Here is a 22,827-nt window from a genome sequence, read left to right on the forward strand (position 1 = left end):
TCAGCCCTTTTCGCCTGTAAGCAGGATCTGCAGCTTCACGTCCTGCGGGTTGCCTTCGGCGGCCCGTTCGAACGCCTTGATGCTGTCGGCGAAATCATAGGTGCCGGTGATCAGCGGCTTGAGGTCGACCTTGCCGGAGGCGATGAGCTGCAGGGCGCGGTCGAAAATGTTGGCATAGCGGAACACCGTCTCGATGCGCACTTCCTTCGAGATCGCCGCCGGTACGTTGAGGGCCACCGGCTCCACCGGCAGCCCGACCAGCACCACCGCGCCACCTGGCCGCACGACATCGAACAGGTCGGCGAAGGCCTTGGGGCTCCCGCTCGCCTCGAAGACGATGTCGGCGCCCCAATTGTCGGTCGCGGCCGCGACGGCGTCGACCAGCGACTGTTCGCCGATATTGACCGGCACGATGCCGGCATATTGCGCTGCGATCTTCAGCTTGGGCGCGGAAAAGTCGGAAATCAGCACTTTCGAACAGCCGCCGGCAAGGGCGGCAAGCGCGATCATGATGCCGATGGGGCCGCAGCCGACGACGACGGCGACATCGCCTGGAACGATGCGGGCACGGCTCGCCGCCTGCATGCCGATGGCGAAGGGCTCGACCATGGCGCCCTCGGCGAAGGAGACATTGTCGGGCAGCCTGTAGGTGAAAGCCGCCGGGTGCACGGCATAGGGAGCAAGGATGCCATGCACCGGCGGGGTCGCCCAGAAAGTGACGTCCGGGTCGACATTGTAGATGCCGAGTTTTGTCGCGCGCGACAACAGGTTCGGCACGCCGGGCTCCATGCAGACGCGGTCGCCGACTTTCAAACTCCTGACATTAGCGCCGACCTCGACGATTGTGCCGGCGGCCTCGTGGCCGAGCACCATCGGCGCCCGCACGACATAGCTGCCGATGGCGCCATGGGTGTAATAGTGCACGTCGCTGCCGCAGACGCCGACCGTGTGGATGGCGATCCTGACGTCGTCGGGTCCGACATCGAGCGGCAACGCGATCTCGCGCAGCGACAGTTCGCCTTTTTTTTCAAGTACCAAAGCCCGCATCGGGTCGTCCTCACTTCAAGTCTTTTTTTGCCGGAAAACGGAATTCAGGAAACCGCTGAGCACGCCGAGGAAAAGCAGCGGCGGCAGCGACAGGAGCACGACCGAGGCGTTCAAAATCCCCCACGGCACATTCATGCCTTGCTGGGAGAGTTCGGAGGCGACGATCGGCAAGGTCTTGGCATTGGAACTCGACAGCATCAGCGCGATCAGGAACTCGTTCCAGACCAGCACGAAGCTGAAGGCAATCGCGCCGATCAGCGAACGGGCAGCCACGGGCAGCGCGATCCGCCAGAACACCGCGTAAGCGCCGTACCCGTCAACAAAGGCGGCTTCCTCGACTTCCTTCGGCACGGCCTGGAAGGCTGGAATGGCCAGCCACATGATCACAGAGATGGTCAGCAGGGAGTAGGTGACGATCAAAGCCGGCAAGGTGTCGTAGAGGCCGAGCTGCAGCCAGATCACCATCAGCGGGATCGCCACCGCCACCGGCGGCAGGAAGCGCAGCGACAGCACGAAGAACTGGATGTCGCCGGCCCAGCGGTTGGGATAGCGCGCCACCGCGTAGGCCGCGGGCAGGCCAAGCACGATGCCGATCAGCACGGCCGAGCCGCAGGCGATGACCGAATTGTAGAGGCCGGTGATGACGCTGTCGCGGCCAAGGATGTAGCTGATGTTGGCAAGCGTCGGCGTGAACACGAGGCGCGGAACGCGGGTGATGATGTCGACGCTGTTCTTCAGCGAATTGAGCGCCGTCCACAGCAGCGGGAACACGGCCAGAAATCCGGCGAAGGCCAGGACGGCCTTGGCGATGATGCGGCCGGGCCTCATGCCTGCACCCGCTTCCACAGCATGGTGAAGGTGATGACGGTGGCGATCATCATCAGCACGGCCATCGCCGAGGCGTAGGAGACCTTGCCGGACTCGATGAAGCCTTGCGAGAAGGCGTACATGTCGAGCGTTTCGGTTGCCACGCCGGGGCCGCCGCGGGTCATCACATAGATCAGGTCGAAGGAGCGCAGCGACTCGATCATCTTGACGAACATCAGGCTGATCAGCGGCGCCTTCAGCATCGGCAAGGTGACGTAGGCGTGGATCTGCCAGCGCCGGGCGTGGTCGAGTCGGGCCGCCTCGATCGGCTGCGGCGGCAACGTCTCCAGCAGCTTGAGCACGATGACGGCGAAGAACAGGCCCCACTGCCAGACATCGACCGAGGCGACGGCGAACAGCGCCGTCGAAGGCTTGGACAGCGGATCAAAGATCAGCCCGCCGGTGAGCAGCCGGTAGGGGTAGGTGGCGATGCCGTAGAGTGGATGATAGGCGAACTTCCAGACGAAGGCCGCCGAGACGCGCGGCAGCAGCACCGGGATGATGAACAGCAGGCAGTAGAGATTGCGCAGGCGCGGCGAGGCGGCCTCGAACATCAGCACGCCGAGCCCGATCGCCACCACCATCGTTGCCACGACGGTGACCACCTCCCACTTCACCGACACCCAGACGGCGTTGAGGAAGCGGCGGTCGGAGAATAGATCAAAGAAGTTCGAGAACCAGACCCAGGAATAGGCCGTCGAGCTCAGCTCGCGGTTCTGCAGGGCGATGATGATCGCGTAGAGCGTCGGCACCATCGACAGGATCAGCAGAATGACCAGCGTCGGCACGACAAAGGTGACCGGCAGGGATGAACGTCGAGGCATTGGTCTCAGGCCTTGCTGTGTCTCTGATATCTGGACATGACGGGCAGGCCCTCCTGCGACGCACAGGTTCCGGCGGTCCCGAGACTGCCGCGAACCGCGCGCCGCAAGAGGGAGGGACCTACTTCTTCACCAGCTCATTGGCATAGGCCTCGAGCTCGTTGAGGCTGCCCTTGACGTCGGTGCGCGTGCCGGCGATCAATTCCTCGAGGATGATGCCCCAGCGGTCGCCGAGATCCGGCCAGCGTGGATCCTGCCAGAAGTTTACCGCCGTCACCTTGCCTGTTTCGGCAAGCGCCTGGCCGAGATCGGCGCCGTAGATATCGGCGAACTCCTTGCTGGACAGGATGCTGGTGCGGTTCAGCTCACCGAACTGGTGGGCGTCGAGCCGGCGCTTCTCGTTTTCCTTCGACGTTGCCCAGGCGATGAACAGGCCGGCGCATGTCTTCGAAGCGTCGTCGGCATTGGCCTTCGCCGCGATGGCGAGGCCATGGCCGTAACCGCCACCGGGAAGTGGCGAGGGCGGCGGCAGGAAGCCGATCTTGCCGACCACTTGCGAGGTTTTCGGATCGACCGCCATGCCCGAAAGCGGCGTCGATTCGACCAGGATCGCGACCTGGCCCGACAGGAAGGCGCCGGTCGACTCGTCCCAGCTGCCGGTCTGCGTGCCGGGTGCCGAATCCTTGAACAGCTTCAGATAGGTCTCGGTCGCCTTGACCGCGGCCTCGGAATTGAAGGCTGGCTTGTCGCCGTCGAACCACTTGCCGCCATAGGCCTTGAAGAACGGCATCCAGCGCCAGACATTGGCGCCCGAGCCGCGTGCGCCGCGCAACGCGATGCCATACATGCCCTTGTCGGCATTGGTCAGCTTCGGCACGTCGGCGATCAGCTCGTCCAGCGTCTTGGGCGGCTGGATGCCGGCGGCCTCCAGCACGTCCTTGCGGTAGACCATCAGGTCGCCGCCGCCGGTTAGCGGCGCGAACCAGACCTTGCCGTCATAGGTGGCGACCTTCTGGCGGCCTGGGTCGAAGTCGGCATAGTCGTAGTCAGCCGGATAAAAATCGGTCAGCGGCACGATCCACTTCGACGAGGCGAAAAGCGCCACATTTGCTTCATCGACATAGTAGACGTTGTAGTTGCCGACTGTGGACGCGTCCGCGCGCGACTTGGCGCGGCGATCGTTCTCGTTGAGATAATCGATCTTGAAGCTCGCGCCGGAGAGCTTCTCGAACTCGGCCTTTGAGTCCTCCAGAAGCGTCAGGCCGTCGCGTGGCTGCGCCAGCACCTTGACCGGTGCCGAGCAGACCGGCGCCTGCGCCAGGGCTAGGGTTGAAACGGTAGCGGAAAGCACGAAAGCTGCGCCAAGGCTGGCAGCGAGCCGAACTGGTTTCATGATCTTTTTCTCCTCCAGGAATACGTAGCAGGAAACGCAGGTCATCGGGTTGCGCGATCCTCACCATCGCCCGGACGACATGCCACCCGTCGCCAAAATGCGCAGTTGCGATGGGCCAAGCTAGAAGCCCCGTTGCAGCCGACCTGTACTTTTATGCATTGTGCAGCGCAAAAAACGGCACCCACATAGGGGACGCGTCACACGAGTATCGATCTGGTCCAAAAGGGCGATTCAGGATGCGCTTATGCGCGCATCGCCAGACGCTGCCGCGACAGCTTGCGATAGGATGACGGCGTCATCTTGTGCTTGCGCAGGAAGGCGCGGTTGAAGTTGGAGATATTCATGTAGCCGACCTGGAAACAGATGTCGGTGATCGGGACATCGGTGTCAGCCAGCAGCTTGCACGCCTGCCACAGCCTGAGCTTGGCAAGATGGTCGCTGAAGGAATTGCCGGTGTTCTTCTGGAAGAACCGCGAGAAGGTGCTTTCGCTCATGCCGGCCAGCTCGGCCACGTCAGGCAGCTTCAGATCCTCGGCGAAATGCTGGAACAGATAGGTCAGCGTGCGCTGGATGATGTCGAGCGAGGCGGCGTCGAGAACCGGCTGGAAGTTCGGTGATGACAACAGCTCATACTCATCGGTCCGGGCCAGCAGGCCGACCAGTTCGAGGAACAGGCAGAACCGGGCCAGCCCATGCACCGTACCCATCCGCTCCATCAGCGCGGCGCCTTCAAGCGCGGTCCCGCCGTGGAAGACCATGCCGCGCAGCGACCGTTCCAGGAACGGCTCCAGTTCGCGCAATTCCGGCAGCATGTCAGCCGATCCTCGCAGCCGCTCGGCATCGAATTGCAGCACGATGTCGCGACCCTCGATCAACTCGCCTGGCTGCACCGCGGTGACCCAGTCATGCGGCAGGCCACCACCGACGATGGTGAGGTAGCCCGGCCCGAACTCGCCAATATGGTCGCCGACCAGGACCACGCCGGAGGATTTCCGCAGCAGGTGGATCTCGTATTCCGGATGGAAGTTCCAGACGTTGCGCTCCCAGGGATAGTCGTCCAGCCGCCACAGGAAACTGTCGCTCGCCTCGGTGACGATATGCTCGAAGGAAGGCGCCGTGCGCGGGATCGCCGCCGTGTTCTTTCTGCGTCTGAACGCCATCCTGCCTCCCATATTCGCCCGCCGCCGACGTTTTAATCCGGAGCAGCCCGGGCCGGCAAGGGAACGAGGCGACGCCTCCCGGCAATGGCGCTGGTTCAATCTGTTCTCGCGCCCCTCCCTTGCCTTCATGTCGCATTTCGTTCAAGAGACGGCGCAAACGCCGCGAAACCGAAGGTTTTGCCGTTTGCAATGCGGCTTCCGGCTCTTTGCCGACGCGCCGCAACCTTGAAAGAGCAGGACAATGTCCGCGATCGAAGCCGGCGCTCGCGCGCCGGAAAATCTTTGGCGTCAGGAAATCAGGGCGACGCTGGCGCTGGCCTGGCCGATGGTGCTGACCAATCTCGGCCAGACGGCGATGACCGCCACCGACGTCATGATGATGGGCCGCCTCGGCGCGGACACGCTGGCCAGCGGCGCGCTCGGCGCCAACCTGTATTTCATGCCGCTGATCTTCGGCCTCGGCCTGATGCTGGCGACCTCGCCGATGATCGCGACCGAGCTTGGCCGCCGCCGCTATTCCGTACGTGACCTGCGCCGCACCGTGCGCCAGGGCCTGTGGCTGGCGATCCTGATCTCGGTCCCGATCTGGCTCGTGCTGTGGCACGGCGAGGCCATCCTGCTGGCCATGGGCCAGGAGCCGGCGCTGGCGCGCCAGGCCGGCATTTACCTGCGCTGGCTGGAGTGGGCGGTGCTGCCCTTCTACGGCTACATCGTGCTGCGTTCGTTCATCTCGGCGATGGAGCGGCCGGGCTGGGCGTTGGTCATCGTCTTCGTCGCCGTGGCCTTCAACGTGTTCGCCAACTGGGTGTTCATGTTCGGCAATCTCGGTGTTCCGGCCATGGGCATCGCCGGCTCGGGCCTTGCGACCTCGCTGTCCTCAACGCTGATGTTCGTCGGCATGGCTGTCGTGGTGATGTGGGAGAAAAAATTCCGGCGCTATCACCTGTTCGGCCGCTTCTGGCGATCCGACTGGCCGCGCTTCAAGGGCCTGCTGCGGCTCGGCCTGCCGATCGCCGGCATCCTCGCCTTCGAGGTGACGATCTTCAATGCCGCCGCCCTGCTGATGGGTCTGATCGACGCGGATTCGCTGGCCGCGCACGCCATCGCCATCCAGATCGCCTCGATTTCCTTCATGGTGCCGCTCGGCCTCAACCAGGCGGTGACGGTGCGGGTCGGGCTTGCCCATGGCGCCGGCAATCCCGAAGGTGTGTCGCGTGCCGGCTGGACCGCCTTCGTCATCGGCGTTTCTTTCATGGCGCTGATGGGGCTGGTGATGGTGCTTTGGCCGCATCTCCTGATCAGCGCCTTCATCGACCTTGGCAATCCCGCCAATGCCAGGGTGATCGCGCTAGCCGGTTCGTTCCTGGTTTTCGCCGCCCTGTTCCAGGTCTTCGACGGCGCGCAGGCGGTTGCCGCCGGCATGCTGCGCGGCCTGCACGACACCAAGGTCCCGATGATCTATGCCGCGATCGGCTATTGGGGTGTCGGCCTGCCGCTCGGCGTGCTGCTCGCCTTCCATTTCGGCTTCCACGGCGTCGGCATCTGGATCGGCCTGTCTTCGGGGCTGGCCGTGGTGGCAGCGCTGCTTCTTGCCCGCTGGCTGCGCCGCGACCGCATCGTGCCGTCAGGCGCGTTCGGACATTGAACCCGGTGGCCGGTTGCCAGCCTTCCGTCATGTCCTAACATTGCCGCCCATTAAAACGACGCCTTCAGATCGGACCACGGACGCCCGCTAAGAGAAGGCCCTGGCATGAGATATTGAACGGTTCCCAAGCGGCAAACGTTTCCACCAAGAGACAAATGACCGAGGAGAATTATCATGAAGGCAATTGTGGTGACGGACCAGGCTGCGGGAACGGCCGGGATGAAGCTGGTGGAGCGGCCTGAGCCGCAGCCAGCGATAAACGATGTCGTCGTTCAGGTTCATGCTTCGGGATTCGTCCCGACCGAGCTGGCATGGCCCTCGACCTGGACCGATCGCCGCGGCCTTGACCGAACACCGTCGATCCTTGGGCACGAGCTGGCCGGAGTTGTCGTCGCACTCGGCTACGGCACAACGGGACTGTCGGTAGGTCAGAGAGTATTCGGCCTCGCCGACTGGCATCGCGACGGCACGCTCGCGGAGTATGTAGCCATGGAAGCACGCAACCTCGCGCCGCTGCCGGGCGACGTCGACTTCACGGTGGGCGCAAGCCTGCCGATCTCGGGTCTCACCGCGTGGCAGGGACTCTTCCAGCATGGCCGCCTTCAGGCGGGGCAGAGCGTCCTCGCGCACGGTGCGGCCGGCGCGGTCGGGTCGATGGTGACGCAACTTGCACGAGAGGCGGGCGCCTACGTCATCGGCACCGGACGCGCCGCCGACCGTCAGACGGTGCTCGACTTTGGCGCGAATGAGTTCGTCGACCTCGAGAACGACGCCCTCGAAGACGTGGGCGAAGTCGCTCTCGTGTTCGATGTGATCGGCGGGGAAATCGGGAAGCGGTCCGCCGGCCTGATTCGAGCCGGAGGAACACTGGTGTCCGTCGTCGGATCGACAGAGGCGCGGCCTGCCGACGGCCTGGCGGTCGACTTCGTTGTCGAGTCCGATCGTGCCCAACTGAGCGAGATCGTCCAGCGGGTGCGGGACGGACGACTGCGGACGAACATCGGCAACGTTTCGACCCTCAACGATGCCGTCGCCGCCTTCAACCCTACCGGGCGACGCACTGGGAAGACGATCATCCGCGTTCGTCCGTGAGGATTTGGAAATGGCGAGGGGCAAGGGTCCTCGTCGGTCGAAAGCTGAGCATCCAGCAGATCAAATGACCTTCAAGAGGCGTTCGAACGCTAGGCACCGGGAGTTTGCGGCCGGCGTCGATGTTGGCCAGCGCAACATGCTCTCGGCTCATCGAGCCGCCGCTCGTTGTTCGAGCCGTCGCGCATACTGCGTCAGCGGAAAGCATAGGGCGAAGAAGATCAGCGCCACCAGCCCATAGACCTTGAACGGTTCGAAGGTGGCGTTGTTGATGGCGTTTGAGGTTCGCACCAGCTCCTCGAAGCCGATGATCGAGGTCAGCGCGGTCGACTTGATCAGCTGCACCAGGAAACCGACCGTCGGCGCGCGGGTGATCGCGAACGCCTGCGGCAGGATGATCAGCCTGAGCTCCTGCAAATAGTGCAGGCCGAGGCTGGCGCCGGCATCCCATTGGCCCAATGGCAGCGCATCGACGCCAGAACGCCAGATCTCGGCCAGATAGGCGCTGGCGAAGAAGGTGAGGCCGAGCACCGCCGCGGTCCACGGCTCGATGCGCAGGCCAAGCATCGGCAGGCCGAAGAACATCAGGAACAGCTGCATCAAGAGCGGCGTCCCCTGGAACAACGCGATGTAGCCGGAGGCAACGCGCCGGCTCCATTTATTCTTGGCGATCCTCAGGAACAGCACCGCCATTCCGACCAGCGCGCCGCCGACGAAGGCGGCCAGCGACAAAAGCACCGTCCAGCGCGCGGCAAGCAGAAGGTTGCGCACGATGTCCCAGAGGGTGAATTCGATCATGACACGCCAGCTCCGAGCGCGCGGCGGCCGCCTGCAACCAGCAGCCGCCGCAAGGCCATCGACATCAAGAGATAGACCAGCGTCACGACGAAATACGTCTCGAAAGAACGGAAAGTGCGCGCCTGCAGCATGTCGGCCTCATAGGTCAGCTCGCGCACCGCGATCTGCGACACCACGGCTGATTCCAGCATCATGATGACGATCTGGCTGGTCAGCGCGGGATAGATGATCTTGAGCGCCTGCGGCAGCACGATCTTGATGAACACCTGCCGTGGCCTCAGCCCGAGCGCCAGGGCCGCTTCCGTCTGCCCGTGCGGCACCGCGTCAAGGCCGGCGCCGACGATCTCGATCGTGTAGGCGGCCATGTTGAGCGTCATCGCCAGCATGGCGGCCAGGATCGGATCGAGCCTGATGCCGAGGCTCGGCAGGCCGAAGAAGATGAAGAAGAGCTGCACCAGGAACGGCGTGTTGCGCATCACCTCGACATACCAGCCGATGGCCCGGCGCAGCAGCGCGGGGCCGCTTCGCCGCCCGGCGGCACCGAGGATGCTGAGCAGCGTGCCCGCAAGCGTGGTGACGGCGATCAAAAGGATCGTCGTCGCCGCGCCGTGCGCGATGTCGGCCACGGCACCTGGAAGCCAGCCGAAGGCCACGGCAACTCAATCCTTGAGGTTGTCGGGGTTGAGCGGCGTCTTCAGCCAGGCTTTCGAGCTTTCGTCCAGCTTGCCGTCGGCCAGCATCTTGGCAATGGCGTCGTTGACCGCCTTCTTGAGGGCATCCTCATGCTTGTTGAGGCCGATATGCGAAGGCGAGGTCAGAAGCTGAAACTTCTGCTCAGGCTTCAGCGCATCCTGCTTGGCCAGCACCTGCGCGCCGACATCGTTGCCGACGACCATCAACTGGGTCTGGCCTGAGATGAAGGCCTGGATCACCGAATTGTAGTTGTCGAAACGCTTGATGTCCGCCGAGGCCGGTGCTGCTTCGGTGAGCGAGGTGTCTTCCAGCGTGCCGCGATTGACGGCGACCGACTTGCCGCCGAGATCTTCCTTGCCTTTGACGGGCATTGCCGCCGGACCGATCACCGCGATGTAATAGGGCGCGTAGGCAGCGGCGAAGTCGATGACCTGCTCGCGCTCTTTCGAGTAGCCGACGCTCATCAGGATGTCGACGCGATGGTCGTTCAAATAGGGGATGCGGTTCTGGCCGGTGACGGCAACGGTGTTGAGCTTCACCTTGAGCGTGTCGGCGATGTACTGCGCCACATCCATGTCATAGCCCTTGAGGCTCATGTCGGCACTGGCCGAGGAGAAAGGCGGGAAGTCGGCGAAGACGCCGACATTGATGGTGCCGGCCTTGGTGATGTCGGCCAGCGCGTCGGCATTGGCGGCTTGCGTGGCGAAGCCGGCTAACCCCAGGAGCAGAACGGCGGCGATGGATGATTTGCGGTGGATTGTCATTGTCATTCCCCTTCTGGAAGCTTTTGATTGTTTGGGTCGGCCGCCGGCTCCAGTGCGGCGGCCGCCTTTCTCTGTCAGGCCCCCTTGCCTGATACTGCCGGGCTGAACACCATCAGGCTCAGGATCTCGAACAGCACCTGCGCGCCGGCGTGCGCCGTGTTGGTGGTGGCGTCATATTGCGGCGCCACCTCGACGACATCGCCACCGACAATGTTGAGACCCTTGAGGCCGCGCAGCAGTTCGAGCACTTCGCGCGTCGTCAGCCCGCCGACTTCCGGCGTGCCGGTGCCCGGTGCGAAGGCGGGATCGACGCTGTCGATGTCGAAGGACACATAGGTCGGGCCGTCACCGACTATTCTGCGCGCCTTCTCGATGATGGCGGGAATGCCGAGACCGGTCACTTCCTCGGCATGGACCACGGTCATGCCGGACTCGTAGGTGAATTCCCACAGATATTCGGCCGAGCCGCGGATGCCGATCTGGATGGTGCGCGTCGGATCGAGCACGCCGTCCAGCACCGCGTTGCGGAACGGGCCCCCATGGTGGAATTTGGTCAGGTCGAACAGGCCGCTGGTGTCGCAATGGGCGTCGATGTGGATCAGGCCGACCGGGGCCTTCTTGCCGACCGCCTTCAGGATCGGGTGGGTGATCGAGTGGTCGCCGCCGACCGACAACGGGATGACCCCGGCGTCGACGATCTGGTTGATGCGCCGCTCGATATCCTCATGGCTGGTCTCCAGCCGGTAGCGGCTCTGGAACGGAACGTCGCCGATGTCGGCGACCCTGAGTTCATGCGTCGGCGCGCATTCCAGCACATGATTGTAGGGGCCGATGCGCTCGATCGCCCGCAAGGCGCGCGGCCCGAAGCGCGAGCCCGGCCGGTTGGTGACGCCGAGATCCATCGGCACGCCTGTTATCGCCACCTGCAGGTCGCCGAAGTCCGGATTGTCCGCTGCGATTTCGCGGTAGGGCGCGGCAAGGAAGGTCGGGATGCCGGAATAGGGCGCCAGCCGCGTGCCGCTCTTGGAAAAGATCTTGTCGGCGACCTTGCGGAATTTCGGGTCGAACATCTCGCCGCCATGGCTCTCGCCATATTTGCGACGCAGCGCATCGAGCTTGCCGCGATCGTATCCCATATCCGCTTCTCCTCGGCTGATGCAGTGGTGCCGGCGGTGATTTCGGGCGAACCGACCGTCATCCGGCCGGGCCGTTGTCCCGCTGGCAGTCTGCAGATTTCACGTCTTGATGTTGTTCCGGATCAAAGTGTCCGGCAGCCGCTTTGAAAAAGCAATTGATATTGTTAGGGTGTTTCCTGTGAGAAAATCTCACAGTAAAGCCGAGCATCCATGGCCAAGCGCCTGCCACCACTCAACCCGCTGCGCGCCTTCGAGGCCACGGCCCGCCATGCCTCGCTGACCAAGGCGGCGAACGAACTGAATGTCACGCACGGCGCCGTCAGCCACCAGATCAAGGCGCTGGAGCAATCGCTTGGCGTCAAGCTGTTCGAGCGCGTCGGCCAGCGGGTCAAGCTGACCCCGCATGGCGCCGAACTTTTGCCGGCGGTATCGGTCGCCTTCGACGGCATCGCCGCCGCCACCCAACGGCTGACGCGGCCGGCAAGCAGCGGCGCGCTGTCGGTGTCCTGCGTGCCTGCGTTGCTGCTCTTGTGGATGACGCCGAGGCTGGGCAGCTTCACCGCGCAATATCCCGACATCCAGCTGAAGCTCATTCCCTCCAACGATCCCAAGGATATCCGGGCGCCGCATATCGATGTCTGCGTGCATTATGGCGATGGCAGCTGGGCCGATTGCTGGATGCGCAAATGGTCGGGCCTGGAGCTGTTCCCGGTGGTCAGCCCGACGCTGATCAACAACCGGCCGATCCGCAATGTTCGCGACCTCGCCGACCATGTCTTGCTGCATGGCGACGATGGCCGCGAGTGGCACACCTGGCTGGCCGCCGCCGACGCGCTGGACCTGGAGCGCGGCCGGCGCCATCATCTCGGCGATGCACGCATGACGGCGGAAGCCGCCGTCCATGGCCATGGCGTGGCGCTGGGCGACTCGGTGACGGCAAGCGCGCTGCTGGCCAGGGGCATGCTGGTCGCGCCGTTCAGCCTGTCGGTGCCGGCGGTCGACGATTTCTATGTCGTTTGCCGCAACGAAATGCGGACGACGCCGATCGTGCAGGTGTTCATCGACTGGCTGTTTGCCGAGAAGGCCGGGGATGACGGCCGCGCCGACGCCCCGGTTGCGGGCCGCCTCGTCACCCGCCGCAAACGTCCCGCGCTCAAGGTGATGGGCGGCAAACCCACATAGCCGCATGCAGGGCTTTCTTTTTGTCGGGCCAGCCTGAAAGCGGGCAGCGTTTTTGCCAATTCGATGCTATGAGGCCTGTCGCGATTGTGGGTGGCAGGCAGCGAAGGCGGCAGCAAGCATGGCAAAGACCGATATTGCGCGGCGTGTCTATAACCACACCTGGAAGCTCGACCCGATCGTGCGCAGCCTGCTCGATACGGATTTCTACAAGCTTTTGATGCTGCAGATGATCTGGGGCATGTACCCCAAGGTCGACACCACCTTCTCGCTGATCAATCGGACGACTTCGGTCCGCCTCGCCGACGAGATCGATGAAGGCGAGCTGCGCGAACAACTCGACCATGCCCGCACCTTGCGCTTCTCCAAGAAGGAAATGATCTGGCTGGCCGGCAACAATTTCTACGGCCGCAAGCAGATTTTCGAGCCGGAATTCCTCGCCTGGCTGGAAGGCTTCCGGCTGCCCGACTATGAGCTTTCCAAGCGTGACGGCCAGTACGAGCTCTCTTTCTCCGGCCCCTGGATGTACACCACGCTTTGGGAGATCCCCGCGCTCGCCATCATCAATGAATTGCGTTCGCGTGCCGCTCTGCGATCGTTCGGGCCTTTTACGCTCGACGTGCTCTATGCCCGCGCCAAGGCCAAGATGTGGGCCAAGACCGAACGGCTGAAGGCGCTGCCCGGCATCCGCATCTCGGATTTCGGTACCCGCCGGCGCCATTCCTTCCTGTGGCAGCGCTGGTGCGTCGAGGCGCTCAAGGAAGGCATCGGCGAAGCTTTCACCGGCACCTCCAATGTGCTGCTGGCCATGGACAATGATCTCGAAGCGCTGGGCACCAACGCGCATGAACTGCCGATGGTGTTTGCCGCCCTTGCCAATTCAGAGAAGGAGCTGAAACAGACCCCCTACAAGGTGTTGCAGGACTGGCAGCGCTACTATGGCGGCAACCTCTTGATCGTGCTGCCCGATGCCTTCGGCACCGCCTCGTTCCTGCGCGACGCGCCGGACTGGGTGGCCGACTGGACCGGCTTCCGCCCCGACAGCGCGCCGCCGATCGAAGGTGGCGAAAAAATCATCGACTGGTGGCGCGAGAAGGGCAAGGACCCCAAGCAGAAGCTGCTGATCTTCTCCGACGGGCTCGAGGTCGAGACCATCGAGGAGACGTACCGCCACTTCAAGGGCAAGGTGCGCATGTCCTTCGGCTGGGGCACCAACCTGACCAACGACTTCGAAGGCTGCGCGCCGACGCAAACCAACAGCCTCGACGCCATATCGCTGGTCTGCAAGGTCACCGAGGCCAATGGAAGGCCGGCGGTCAAGCTCTCCGACAACCCGGCCAAGGCGACCGGCGATCTCAAGGAGATCGAGCGGTATCTGAGGATTTTTGGGCAGAAGGATCGCGTGGAGCAACTGGTCAAGGTTTGAGGGTGGTCGGGCTCTTGAACAGTTCGAGTTCCGCCGTAGAACGCCTCGGTCTGCCGTTTGCCTTGTGGTTCTCGGCCTTGTGGCTCGTCTCCCCCACTTCCGCCTTCGCCCACGCCTCCGACCGTGGCCACGTCCTGCTCCTCCCCACCGGCTACTATCTTGTCGGCGGCGCTTTCGCCGTGGCCGCCAGTTTCCTTGTCTTGGCATTGCTGCCGCCCGACACCCTCGACCGTTTCTGGCGCCGACGCCTGCCGCTATTCGCCTTCGGCGACAGCGTCCGCGCCGCCATCAGCTTGATCTCCTTTGCCGGCTTTGCAATTCTCCTCGCCGCCGGCTTCATAGGCAGCCGCGACCCGCTCTCCAACCCGCTGCCACTGGTGGTGTGGACGCTGCTATGGGCCGGCCTGACACTGCTGCAAGGCGTGTTCGATCTCTGGTCGTGGCTCAACCCCTGGTACGGCCCGTGGCGGCTGCTGTCGCGGCTGACCGGCGGAAGCGATGACGGCGTCAGGCAACTTCCGCAATGGCTCGGCTGCTGGCCGGCTGTCATGCTGTTTTTTGCCTTCGCCTGGTTCGAACTCGTCTATCCCGCTCCTGACGATCCGGCGCGGCTGGCCTTCGCCGCCGGCCTCTACTGGCTGTTCACCTTGGTGGCGATGCTGGTGTTCGGCTACGACAGATGGGGTCGAAGCGGTGAATTCCTCGGCATCTTCTTTTCGGTGGTGGCGCGCTTCGCGCCGATCGAGCGCGGCGACAAAGGCCGACTTGCGCTGTGCTGGCCGGGCGCCAAACTGCTCCGGGCCCAGCAGCTGCCCGCCAGCGGCATCGCCTTCCTGCTGCTCGCTTTGTCCTCGGTCTCCTTCGACGGCCTGTCGAAGACCTTCTCCTGGCTCGGCCTGTTCGGCATCAATCCGCTCGAATTTCCGGGCCGCACGGCCGTGATCGGCAGCGGCACGCTTGGGCTCGTTATGACCTTCGTGCTGCTCGCGGCGGTGTTCCTGCTTGCCGTCGTCCTCGGCCAGCGTCTTGCCCGCGGCGGCCAGCCTTTCGCCCAGGCAGCCGGCATGCTGGTGTGGTCGATCGTGCCGATCGCGCTCGCCTACCATGTCGCGCATTATCTGACGGCGCTGCTGGTCGACGGCCAATATGCGCTGGCCTCCCTGTCCGATCCCTTCGCGCTGGGCTGGAACCTGTTCGGCACCGCCGACATGCAGGTCGAGGCCGGCATCGTCGCCGGCGCGGCGTCGGCATGGTGGCTGTGGAATGTCCAGGCGGGCGCCATCATCCTTGGCCATGTGCTCGCTGTCCTCGTCGCGCACGGCTTTGCCTGGCGCCTGCATCCCCAGCCTGCCCGCGCCGCGCTCAGTCAGTTTCCGCTCACCGTGTTGATGATCGCCTACACCATTTTCGGTCTCTGGCTGCTTGCCACGCCGACAGTCGGATGAGACAAGCCATCTCCTGTGAGCCATGCCCCGACGGAAAGCTTGCTTGCCAGGCCAAGCCTTTGGTGATTTAGTTTGTACACATGCAATTTTGCATCCTCTTGCCGAGGATGTTCGAGCCGCCTTATCGTTGGTCAAAACACAAAAACAGGGGAACGAACGTGACTGACAAGAACGGATTTTTCGATCTCTCCAAAACCGCACTCACCCGCCGTACCACGCTGAAGGGCCTCGCCGCCGGCGCTGGCCTCGCCATGGCGCCCGGCTTCGTCCGCTACTCCCAGGCACAGAGTTCGGCGCCGATCAAGATCGGCTTCCAGTCGCACCGCACCGGCATTGGCGCCGCCTATGGCCGCTGGTACGAGAAGACGACCGCCGCCGCGATCAAGGCGATCAATGCCGCCGGCGGCATCAATGGCCGCCAGGTCGAGGTGATCATCGAGGATGACGGCACCGATCCCGGCCGCGGCGCCGAAGTGGTCGGCAAGTTCGCCACCCAGCACAAGACCGACATCGTCTTCGGTACGCTGTTCTCGCATGTCGTGATCGGATCGGCGCCTGCCGCCGGCGAAAACAAGATGCCCTACTTCGTCGTCAGCGAAGGTCACCATGTCGCCTCGACCAAGCTCAACCGCTATGTCTTCCAGCCCGGTATCACCGACGTGAAGAGCCAGATCCAGTCGATGGCGCCATGGATCGCGGCCAATGCCGGCAAGAAGGTGACGCAGATATTCCCCGATTTCGCCTTCGGCTACGACCATCGCGACTACCTGCCGCCGGCGCTGAAGGCGCAAGGCGCCGAGGTGATCGCGCAGATCGCCATTCCACCGACGGAATCGTCCTTCACCAAGTACTTCCCGCAAATCCCGCCCGAGACCGAGGTGATCTACCACGTCATGGTCGGCCCGGCGGTGCTCACCTTCGTCAAGGAACTCGGCGAGTTCTACGGTTCCAACCGGCCGCAACTCTTCGGCTTCATCGATTCGCTGGAAGCCGTGGACATCAACAGCCCCGGCCTCGAATTCCTCGACGGCAGCCATTTCTGGGAAGGCTCGCCGCGCTACGCCCAGCCCGACGACACCGAAGCGCAGAAGGCCTATCGGGCCGCTGTCGGCATCGACGACAATGGCGCCGCCGTCGGCGACGCCAAGGATGTCTCCACCGCCGCGCACATGTTCGGCTGCTGGGAAACGCTCTACGTCGTCAAGAAGGCGATGGAAGACGCCGGCTACAAGGGGCCGGAAGACCGCGCCAAGCTGGTCGAGGCGACCGAGGCGCTGAAGGAATTCGCCGAAGGCCCGGAGCATCCGCAGGGGCCAAAAACCTTCAATGGCAAGATCCACCAGTGCTTTGGCATCCAGAACATCTCCAAGGTCGAGGGCGGCAAGCTGAAAGTCGTGCACAAGACCAAGATCGAGGATGGCCTTTACGAGGCCGAAGGGGATTACACGACGCAGGCGCTGTGAACTTGGCCATCTAGCAAGCGTGAGCGCCAAGGCACCCCCCTCTGGCCTGCCGGCCATCTCCCCCGCAAGGGGGGAGATCGGCAGTTCGTATGGCAGCGCCCATCTGCCCGCGTTGATGATTGGCGAAACCAGCGAGGACATCCAATCTCCCCCCTTGCGGGGGAGATGCCCGGCAGGGCAGAGGGGGGTGCCTCGCGCATCCGTTGGTGCATAACAAATGCACTTCGGACCTCACCTTCTCCTCGCAACCCTTGAAGGCCTCGTCACCTCGGCCGTGCTGGCGTTGACGGCCCTGGGCTTGTCGCTGGTGTTCGGCGTCATGCGTGTCGTCAACGTCGCCCATGGCGAGTTCTTCATGCTGGGCGCCGTGCTTGCCTGGGCGATCACATCGGCAATTGGCGGCCATCCGGCTCTTGGCTTCCTGGCGGCGCTGGTGATCGCGCCGCTGATCGTCGGCGCCATCGCGCTGGTCGCCGAACGGCTGGTGCTGAGCCGGCTCAACTACAATCCGGAAGCCACCATCGTCGCCACCATCGGCATGCTCTACATCATCCAGCAGCTGGCGCTGACCTTCTATGGCCCCGAAGCGCGGCCCGTGGAGCCGCCGTTCAGCTATCGCATCCTTCTGCCGTGGTTCGGCTATTCCGGCTACAAGCTGTCTATCATCGCCGCATCCGCTCTTCTGCTGATCGCGACATGGCTGGTGCTGACGCGCACCAGGATCGGCCTCATCATGCGTGCCACGCAGTATGACAGCGAGACGGCGCAGGCCTTCGGCATCCCGGTCGGCCGCGTCTATGGCGGCGTCTTCGCGCTCGGCGCCATGCTGGCGGCGATCGCCGCGGTGCTGATCGTGCCGATCAGCCAGGCGCACTACCTGATGGGGCAGGATCCGCTGCTCTTGTCCTTCATCGTCGTCATCATCGGCGGCCTCGGCTCGTTGCGCGGCACGGTCGTCGCCGCCGTGCTGATCGGCCTCTCTGACGGCATCATTTCGATGTTCTTCTCGCCTACGCTGGCCAAGATCATCGCCACGCTGCTGGTCGCCATGGTGCTGGTGTTCCGGCCGCAAGGCCTGTTCGGGACGGCATCGCGATGAGCGAAGCTTCGCCGGCAAAGGCCTATGCGCTGCATCTCGGCGTGATTGCCATGCTCTTCATGCTGGGCTTCCTCTTGCCGGGCTATTATCACGGCCTGCTCGCCCGCATCATGGTGCTGGCGGTCTTCGCCATGGGCTACAACATGCTGTTCGGCTATGTCGGCCTGCTCAGCCTCGGCCACGCGATGTTCTTTGGCGCCGGGCTTTACGGCGCCGGCCTTGCCGTCATCCAGCTCGGCTGGAGCGTGCCGCTGGCGTTCCTCGCCGGCATTGCCTGCGGCGCGGCGTTGGCGCTGGTGATCGGCCTCCTGGCGCTGCGCACCACGGGCGTCGCCTTCATGATCGTCACCATGATGTTCGCGCAGGTGTTTTATCTGGCCATCCTCTATTTCGCGGCCTGGACCGGCGGCGATCAGGGTCAGGTCGTGCCGCAGCCGGCGCGTGTCCTCAATCTCGGCGCCACCTCGCTCGATCTCACCAACCCGACCGTACGCTACATGACGGCGCTCGGCTTGTTTTCGCTCGTGCTGCTGATCACGCTTGCCGTCGTCCGGTCCAGATACGGTCGCGTGCTGATCGCGATCCGGGAGAATGAGGAACGCACGAAGATGCTGGGCTACGACACCTTCTCCAACAAGCTTGCCGCCGTTATCGTCTCCGGCACGATCTGCGCGGCGTCCGGCGCCGCCTACGCGCTGCTGTTCGGCTATGTCGGGTCGAGTTTCGCCTCGGTACAGTATTCGATCCTGCCGCTGCTGTGGGTGCTGCTCGGCGGTGCGGCCACAACGCTTGGACCACTGATCGGCACGCTGTTCATGTACTATGTCATCGACGTCACCAGCGGCTACACGTCGGCCTACCTGCTGATCGTCGGCATGGCACTCATTCTGCTGGTGCTGTTTTTCCCGAAAGGCATTCTCGGCACCATCCGCCAGCGCTGGCTTGGATGGCTGCCATGACGCCGCTGCTGACCACCAAGGGCCTGTCGCGCAGCTTCGGCGGCCTGCGTGCGGTCGACAATGTCGACTTCACCCTGATGCCGGGCGAGATCCGCGCCGTCATCGGTCCGAACGGCGCCGGCAAGACAACCTTCGTCAGTCTGATCAGCGGCCGCATCCAGCCGTCTTCGGGAGCGATCGTCTTCGACGGTGCCGACATCACCGGCCTGCCGACCTATGCCAGGGTCCGCCGGGGCATCGCCTACACCTTCCAGATCACCAGCGTCTTTGCCAACCTCAGCGTCTATGACAATGTCGCGCTGCCGGTGCAGCTCACGCTCAGCGATCGCCGCTCGAAGGCTGAGCTGCGTGCCGGCGTCATCTCTGCGCTTGAACGTACAGGGCTGGCCGACCGCACCCATATGCCGGCCGGGCAATTGTCCTACGGCCATCAACGATTGCTCGAAGTGGGGATGGGCCTGGCGCTGAAACCGCGCCTGCTGATCCTCGACGAGCCGACGCAAGGTCTGGCCGACAGCGAGATCGACAATTTCATCGAACTCGTGCGCGACATCGCCAAGAGCGCCACCGTGATGCTGATCGAGCACAACATGCCGGTCGTGATGCAGCTTGCCGATCGCATCACCGTCTTCAACGCCGGCAGGATCCTGGCCGAGGGCACGCCCGAGGCGATCCGCGAGAACGCCGCGGTTCAGGAAGCCTATTTGGGAACGGCGCCATGACGGAGGCGAGCACGGTCGAAGCGCTGACGATTTCCGGGCTCGATTGCTTCTATGGCGCGGTCCAGGTGCTCTATGGGCTCGACCTGGTGCTGAACAAGGGCGAGGTGCTGTGCCTGTTCGGGCGCAACGGCGCCGGCAAGACGACGACGCTGAAGGCGATCATGGGCCTGGTTCCCGCGCGCGCCGGCTCGATCAGGCTCGCAGGGCAGGAATTGACCGGCCTGCCGGCGCATGAAGTGCCGAAGGCCGGTGTCGCCTACGTGCCGCAGGGCAGGCGGCTGTTCGCCGAGATGACGGTGGCCGAAAACATCGAGATCGGGCTGATGGCGCGAGGCAAGGGCAAGGCGACGCGCGAGAACGTTCTCGACCTCTTCCCGCTGCTGCGTCAGCGGCTGCGGCAGCGCTCGGGCACCTTGTCCGGCGGCGAGCAGCAGATGCTGGCCATGGCGCGCGCGCTTTGCCTTGAGCCGCAGGTGCTTTTGCTCGACGAACCGACCGAAGGGTTGATGCCGTCGATGATCGCCAGGATCCGCGACACGGTGTCGAAGCTGCGCGAGATGAATGTTTCCACCATCCTGGTCGAGCAGCGGGTCGATGCCGTGCTGTCGGTCGCCGATCGTGTCTGCTTCATCGAAAACGGCCGCAACCGCGAGACGGTCGATGTCGAGGCCCTGCGCGTCGACCCCTCGGCGGTCCGGCGCTATGTCGGCGTGGGCTGATCAACCGAAAAACAGAAAACCCGCGACCAAGAAGGTCGGTACCAGCACCAGCCCGGACCACAGCATGTACCCAAAGAAGCCCGGCATCTTGACGCCGCGATGTCTGGCAATCGCATAGACCATGAAGTTGGGTGCGTTGCCGATATAGGTGTTGGCGCCCATGAACACGGCGCCGGCCGAGATTGCGGCAAGCGTCGAGGCGAACTCCGTCATCAGGTGGCGAGGATCGCCGCCCGCCAGCTCGAAAAACACCAGGTAGGTCGGTGCATTGTCGAGGAAGGACGACAATGCACCGGTCAGCCAGAAATAGGCGAGGTCGTTGGGCGTGCCTTGCGCCGAGGTGACGAGCGCGACCAGCGGCGCCAGCGCACCGTTGTGGCCGGCCCTCAAAATGGCGACGACCGGGACGATGCAGATGAAGATGCCGGCGAACAGTTTGGCCACTTCCGCGATCGGACCCCAGTTGAAGCCGTTCGCCTCGCGGTGGCTCTTGTAGGAGAGCGGAAGCGATAGCAGGGCCAGCGCGAGGATGATCGCGTCGCGGACCAGGTTCTGCAGTTCGAGACCGACGCCGAACACGGAAAAACTCACGCCCGGCTTCCACGCCGCCGACAGCAGGATGGCCCCGATCACGCCGGCCAGCAGCGGGAGGTTGGCCAGGCCGCGCAGGCGCACCTTCGTATCGGGTGTCGGATCCTTGATCTTCGGTGCGCCGGCCTCGCGCCGGTGCAGGATGAGGTCGATCGCCAGGAACGCCGCCAGCACGACGACGCCAACGAACAGCGTCTCCCGGTAGAGGTTGGTGGTCGTCCAGAAGAAATCGACACCGCGCAGGAAGCCGACGAACAGCGGGGGGTCGCCGAGCGGCGTCAGCGAGCCGCCAATGTTGGACACAAGGAAAATGAAGAAGATGACGACATGGGCATTGAAAGGCCTGTTGTCGTTGGCGCGCAGGATCGGCCGGATCAGTATCATCGAGGCGCCGGTCGTTCCGATCACCGAGGCCAGCAGCGCCCCGACGATCAGCAGCCCGGCATTGACCAGCGGCGTGCCGTGGATGTTGCCGGCAAGCAGGATGCCGCCTGAAATCGTGTAGAGCGCAAACAGCAGGACAATGAACGACATGTATTCGGTGAGCAGCGCGTGCAGCACCGCCTCGGTCGCCGCGGGAGCACCGAAGGCAATCGCGAGCGGCACGATCACCAGCGCCGCCCACAAGGCCGCGATCTTGCCGTAGTGATGTTCCCAGACATGGTGGAACAGCAGCGGACCGGTCGCGATCGACAACAGCAGCCCGGCAAACGGCAAGGCCCACCACAGCGACATGGCGCCGCCAGGCAGGCCGTGCTCTTCGGCCGCGAAGGCCTGTGCCGGAAACAGCATCGCGACGATGATCGCGCCGCCCGCCCCGGTCGCTATCGGCAAGTATCCCCTTCTACCCCCCACGAGTCAGCCCGAAGTGCGATCTTCGAGCGTCACGCCGGCATCGCGCATCTTCGCCAGCATTGTCTCGAGCGATCCGTTGAGATCGATGCCACGGCAGGCATCGAGCCTGACCGTGGTTCTAAACCCTTGTTTGACCGCGTCCAGCGCCGAGAAGGCGACGCAGAAATCGGTCGCCAGGCCGACCAGGGTCAGTGTGTCGATGCCGCGCTCCCGCAGATAGCCGGCGAGCCCCGTCGGCGTCGCATGATCATTCTCGAAGAAGGCGGAATAGCTGTCGATGGCCGGGCGAAAGCCTTTGCGGATGACGAGTTCGGCCTTGGTCCAGGCAAGTCCGGAATGGAAATCCGAGCCGAGACTGCCCTGGATGCAATGGTCCGGCCAAAGCGTCTGCTGACCATAGGGCATCTCGATCGTCGAATAGGGCTGCGACCCAGGATGGCTGGAGGCGAAGCTGGAATGGCCGGCGGGGTGCCAGTCCTGTGTCAGCACGACATGGTCTGTTCGCCGGACCATGTCATTGACCAGCGGCACGATCTCGTCGCCGCCGGCAACGGCCAGCGCGCCGCCCGGGCAAAAGTCGTTCTGCAGGTCGATGACAACGAGCGCTTCGTCGGCCATGGGCTTCCTTCCTGTCAGGCTGGGGTCGGGCTCCGAACGAGGCACCCGGCGAAAGAAAAAGCCGCTGGCGCGACTGGAGGAGAAACTTGACCAGATGGCGTTCCGCGTCAACCTCCAGCGGCATAACAAATGCGTGGCGATGCCAGCCGGACGGATGCCGGCGCAAACTCTGGCTTTGACAATTTCCGCCGTCTTGATATCATTTGCATACGAATGAATTTACCGGTCGAAGCCGGTAAAGACTTTCCTTGGGCAAGCGCCTCGGGAGGGCCAGTTTCGGGCAAAGCCCATTTTATCGGGAAGCCCCACCTTATCGGGAAGCCCCACCTTATTGGGAA

The 22,827-nt window shown here is 63.8% G+C and carries 21 protein-coding genes; 10 read left to right on the forward strand and 11 right to left on the reverse strand.

The genetic code is table 11. The features are described from left to right. From LB557_RS14625 to LB557_RS14645, 5 genes are all read right to left on the reverse strand, one after another. Window positions 1–1,047, reverse strand: coding sequence for an NAD(P)-dependent alcohol dehydrogenase (locus LB557_RS14625; RefSeq protein ID WP_224641942.1), 1,047 nt, complete (start codon window positions 1,045–1,047; stop codon window positions 1–3). Window positions 1,048–1,062: 15 nt separating this feature from the next. Next, window positions 1,063–1,875 carry a carbohydrate ABC transporter permease gene (locus LB557_RS14630; protein WP_224641940.1) on the reverse strand — a complete coding sequence of 271 codons (813 nt, stop codon included), beginning with the start codon at window positions 1,873–1,875 and terminating at the stop codon, window positions 1,063–1,065. Continuing rightward, on the reverse strand, window positions 1,872–2,738 hold the full coding sequence (locus LB557_RS14635; RefSeq protein ID WP_141905991.1) for a carbohydrate ABC transporter permease: 867 nt from the start codon (window positions 2,736–2,738) through the stop codon (window positions 1,872–1,874). Before LB557_RS14635 ends, LB557_RS14630 begins: the two co-directional genes overlap by 4 nt. A gap of 118 nt (window positions 2,739–2,856) precedes the next feature. Further along, complete coding sequence (locus LB557_RS14640) at window positions 2,857–4,128, reverse strand: ABC transporter substrate-binding protein (protein WP_140790002.1); 1,272 nt, start codon at window positions 4,126–4,128, stop codon at window positions 2,857–2,859. Between the two features lie 242 nt (window positions 4,129–4,370). After that, window positions 4,371–5,288 carry an AraC family transcriptional regulator gene (locus tag LB557_RS14645; protein WP_224641939.1) on the reverse strand — a complete coding sequence of 306 codons (918 nt, stop codon included), beginning with the start codon at window positions 5,286–5,288 and terminating at the stop codon, window positions 4,371–4,373. 241 nt (window positions 5,289–5,529) lie between these two features. Between LB557_RS14645 and LB557_RS14650 the strand changes: the two genes are divergently transcribed. Then, a complete protein-coding gene (locus LB557_RS14650; RefSeq protein WP_224641938.1) occupies window positions 5,530–6,933 on the forward strand; it encodes an MATE family efflux transporter in 1,404 nt (467 codons plus the stop codon). 174 nt (window positions 6,934–7,107) lie between these two features. Next, a complete protein-coding gene (locus LB557_RS14655) occupies window positions 7,108–8,025 on the forward strand; it encodes an NADP-dependent oxidoreductase (RefSeq protein WP_140711763.1) in 918 nt (305 codons plus the stop codon). A 147-nt stretch (window positions 8,026–8,172) separates the two neighbouring features. Here the strand turns inward: LB557_RS14655 and LB557_RS14660 are convergent, their stop codons facing one another. The 4 genes from LB557_RS14660 to speB all read right to left on the reverse strand — a co-directional run bounded on the left by LB557_RS14660 (window position 8,173) and on the right by speB (window position 11,413). Further along, the gene (locus LB557_RS14660; RefSeq protein WP_140719258.1) at window positions 8,173–8,820 is read right to left on the reverse strand and encodes an amino acid ABC transporter permease; all 648 of its coding nucleotides are present in this window, start codon (window positions 8,818–8,820) and stop codon (window positions 8,173–8,175) included. Next, window positions 8,817–9,473: an amino acid ABC transporter permease gene (locus LB557_RS14665; protein WP_015314474.1), complete on the reverse strand. Its 657-nt coding sequence runs from the start codon at window positions 9,471–9,473 to the stop codon at window positions 8,817–8,819. Before LB557_RS14665 ends, LB557_RS14660 begins: the two co-directional genes overlap by 4 nt. A gap of 6 nt (window positions 9,474–9,479) precedes the next feature. Then, window positions 9,480–10,277, reverse strand: coding sequence for a transporter substrate-binding domain-containing protein (locus LB557_RS14670; RefSeq protein WP_411970548.1), 798 nt, complete (start codon window positions 10,275–10,277; stop codon window positions 9,480–9,482). Window positions 10,278–10,351: 74 nt separating this feature from the next. Then, window positions 10,352–11,413 (reverse strand): agmatinase, encoded by a 1,062-nt coding sequence (speB, locus tag LB557_RS14675; protein WP_140711757.1) that lies wholly within the window; start codon window positions 11,411–11,413, stop codon window positions 10,352–10,354. Window positions 11,414–11,623: 210 nt separating this feature from the next. Between speB and gcvA the strand changes: the two genes are divergently transcribed. The 8 genes from gcvA (at window position 11,624) to LB557_RS14715 (ending at window position 20,425) form a co-directional block, all read left to right on the forward strand. Next, window positions 11,624–12,595, forward strand: coding sequence for a transcriptional regulator GcvA (gene gcvA, locus LB557_RS14680; RefSeq protein WP_224641936.1), 972 nt, complete (start codon window positions 11,624–11,626; stop codon window positions 12,593–12,595). Window positions 12,596–12,713: 118 nt separating this feature from the next. Continuing rightward, window positions 12,714–14,018, forward strand: a complete 1,305-nt coding sequence (gene pncB / locus LB557_RS14685) for a nicotinate phosphoribosyltransferase (RefSeq protein WP_140824217.1) — start codon at window positions 12,714–12,716, stop codon at window positions 14,016–14,018. A 50-nt stretch (window positions 14,019–14,068) separates the two neighbouring features. Further along, complete coding sequence (locus LB557_RS14690; protein WP_411970551.1) at window positions 14,069–15,463, forward strand: hypothetical protein; 1,395 nt, start codon at window positions 14,069–14,071, stop codon at window positions 15,461–15,463. A 158-nt stretch (window positions 15,464–15,621) separates the two neighbouring features. Beyond that, the gene (locus tag LB557_RS14695; RefSeq protein ID WP_140615274.1) at window positions 15,622–16,926 is read left to right on the forward strand and encodes an ABC transporter substrate-binding protein; all 1,305 of its coding nucleotides are present in this window, start codon (window positions 15,622–15,624) and stop codon (window positions 16,924–16,926) included. A gap of 217 nt (window positions 16,927–17,143) precedes the next feature. Further along, on the forward strand, window positions 17,144–18,025 hold the full coding sequence (locus LB557_RS14700; RefSeq protein ID WP_140615272.1) for a branched-chain amino acid ABC transporter permease: 882 nt from the start codon (window positions 17,144–17,146) through the stop codon (window positions 18,023–18,025). Next, on the forward strand, window positions 18,022–18,984 hold the full coding sequence (locus LB557_RS14705) for a branched-chain amino acid ABC transporter permease (RefSeq protein ID WP_224641934.1): 963 nt from the start codon (window positions 18,022–18,024) through the stop codon (window positions 18,982–18,984). Before LB557_RS14700 ends, LB557_RS14705 begins: the two co-directional genes overlap by 4 nt. Then, a complete protein-coding gene (locus LB557_RS14710) occupies window positions 18,981–19,706 on the forward strand; it encodes an ABC transporter ATP-binding protein (RefSeq protein ID WP_224641933.1) in 726 nt (241 codons plus the stop codon). The genes LB557_RS14705 and LB557_RS14710 overlap by 4 nt, the downstream gene beginning before the upstream one ends. Next, window positions 19,703–20,425, forward strand: a complete 723-nt coding sequence (locus LB557_RS14715; RefSeq protein WP_140615266.1) for an ABC transporter ATP-binding protein — start codon at window positions 19,703–19,705, stop codon at window positions 20,423–20,425. The genes LB557_RS14710 and LB557_RS14715 overlap by 4 nt, the downstream gene beginning before the upstream one ends. Here LB557_RS14715 and LB557_RS14720 read toward each other — a convergent pair whose 3' ends face one another. Together LB557_RS14720 and pncA are read right to left on the reverse strand one after the other, a co-directional pair. Next, window positions 20,426–21,808, reverse strand: a complete 1,383-nt coding sequence (locus tag LB557_RS14720) for a sodium:proton antiporter (protein WP_181171071.1) — start codon at window positions 21,806–21,808, stop codon at window positions 20,426–20,428. Window positions 21,809–21,874: 66 nt separating this feature from the next. After that, the gene (gene pncA / locus LB557_RS14725) at window positions 21,875–22,489 is read right to left on the reverse strand and encodes a bifunctional nicotinamidase/pyrazinamidase (protein ID WP_224641932.1); all 615 of its coding nucleotides are present in this window, start codon (window positions 22,487–22,489) and stop codon (window positions 21,875–21,877) included. Between the last annotated feature and the right edge of the window lie 338 nt (window positions 22,490–22,827).

The organism is Mesorhizobium sp. BR115XR7A (assembly GCF_020165315.1).
GTDB classification, from domain to species: Bacteria; Pseudomonadota; Alphaproteobacteria; order Rhizobiales; family Rhizobiaceae; genus Mesorhizobium; species Mesorhizobium australicum.

What these genes read in the sequence shown, in the direction of transcription:
- LB557_RS14625 (WP_224641942.1), bottom strand. Translation starts at nt 1,047, where the DNA reads ATGCGGGCTTTGGTACTTGAAAAAAAAGGCGAACTGTCGCTGCGCGAG.
- LB557_RS14630 (WP_224641940.1), bottom strand. Translation starts at nt 1,875, where the DNA reads ATGAGGCCCGGCCGCATCATCGCCAAGGCCGTCCTGGCCTTCGCCGGA.
- LB557_RS14635 (WP_141905991.1), bottom strand. Translation starts at nt 2,738, where the DNA reads ATGCCTCGACGTTCATCCCTGCCGGTCACCTTTGTCGTGCCGACGCTG.
- LB557_RS14640 (WP_140790002.1), bottom strand. Translation starts at nt 4,128, where the DNA reads ATGAAACCAGTTCGGCTCGCTGCCAGCCTTGGCGCAGCTTTCGTGCTT.
- LB557_RS14645 (WP_224641939.1), bottom strand. Translation starts at nt 5,288, where the DNA reads ATGGCGTTCAGACGCAGAAAGAACACGGCGGCGATCCCGCGCACGGCG.
- LB557_RS14650 (WP_224641938.1), top strand. Translation starts at nt 5,530, where the DNA reads ATGTCCGCGATCGAAGCCGGCGCTCGCGCGCCGGAAAATCTTTGGCGT.
- LB557_RS14655 (WP_140711763.1), top strand. Translation starts at nt 7,108, where the DNA reads ATGAAGGCAATTGTGGTGACGGACCAGGCTGCGGGAACGGCCGGGATG.
- LB557_RS14660 (WP_140719258.1), bottom strand. Translation starts at nt 8,820, where the DNA reads ATGATCGAATTCACCCTCTGGGACATCGTGCGCAACCTTCTGCTTGCC.
- LB557_RS14670 (WP_411970548.1), bottom strand. Translation starts at nt 10,277, where the DNA reads ATGACAATCCACCGCAAATCATCCATCGCCGCCGTTCTGCTCCTGGGG.
- speB (WP_140711757.1), bottom strand. Translation starts at nt 11,413, where the DNA reads ATGGGATACGATCGCGGCAAGCTCGATGCGCTGCGTCGCAAATATGGC.
- gcvA (WP_224641936.1), top strand. Translation starts at nt 11,624, where the DNA reads ATGGCCAAGCGCCTGCCACCACTCAACCCGCTGCGCGCCTTCGAGGCC.
- pncB (WP_140824217.1), top strand. Translation starts at nt 12,714, where the DNA reads ATGGCAAAGACCGATATTGCGCGGCGTGTCTATAACCACACCTGGAAG.
- LB557_RS14700 (WP_140615272.1), top strand. Translation starts at nt 17,144, where the DNA reads ATGCACTTCGGACCTCACCTTCTCCTCGCAACCCTTGAAGGCCTCGTC.
- LB557_RS14705 (WP_224641934.1), top strand. Translation starts at nt 18,022, where the DNA reads ATGAGCGAAGCTTCGCCGGCAAAGGCCTATGCGCTGCATCTCGGCGTG.
- LB557_RS14710 (WP_224641933.1), top strand. Translation starts at nt 18,981, where the DNA reads ATGACGCCGCTGCTGACCACCAAGGGCCTGTCGCGCAGCTTCGGCGGC.
- LB557_RS14715 (WP_140615266.1), top strand. Translation starts at nt 19,703, where the DNA reads ATGACGGAGGCGAGCACGGTCGAAGCGCTGACGATTTCCGGGCTCGAT.
- LB557_RS14720 (WP_181171071.1), bottom strand. Translation starts at nt 21,808, where the DNA reads ATGCTGTTTCCGGCACAGGCCTTCGCGGCCGAAGAGCACGGCCTGCCT.
- pncA (WP_224641932.1), bottom strand. Translation starts at nt 22,489, where the DNA reads ATGGCCGACGAAGCGCTCGTTGTCATCGACCTGCAGAACGACTTTTGC.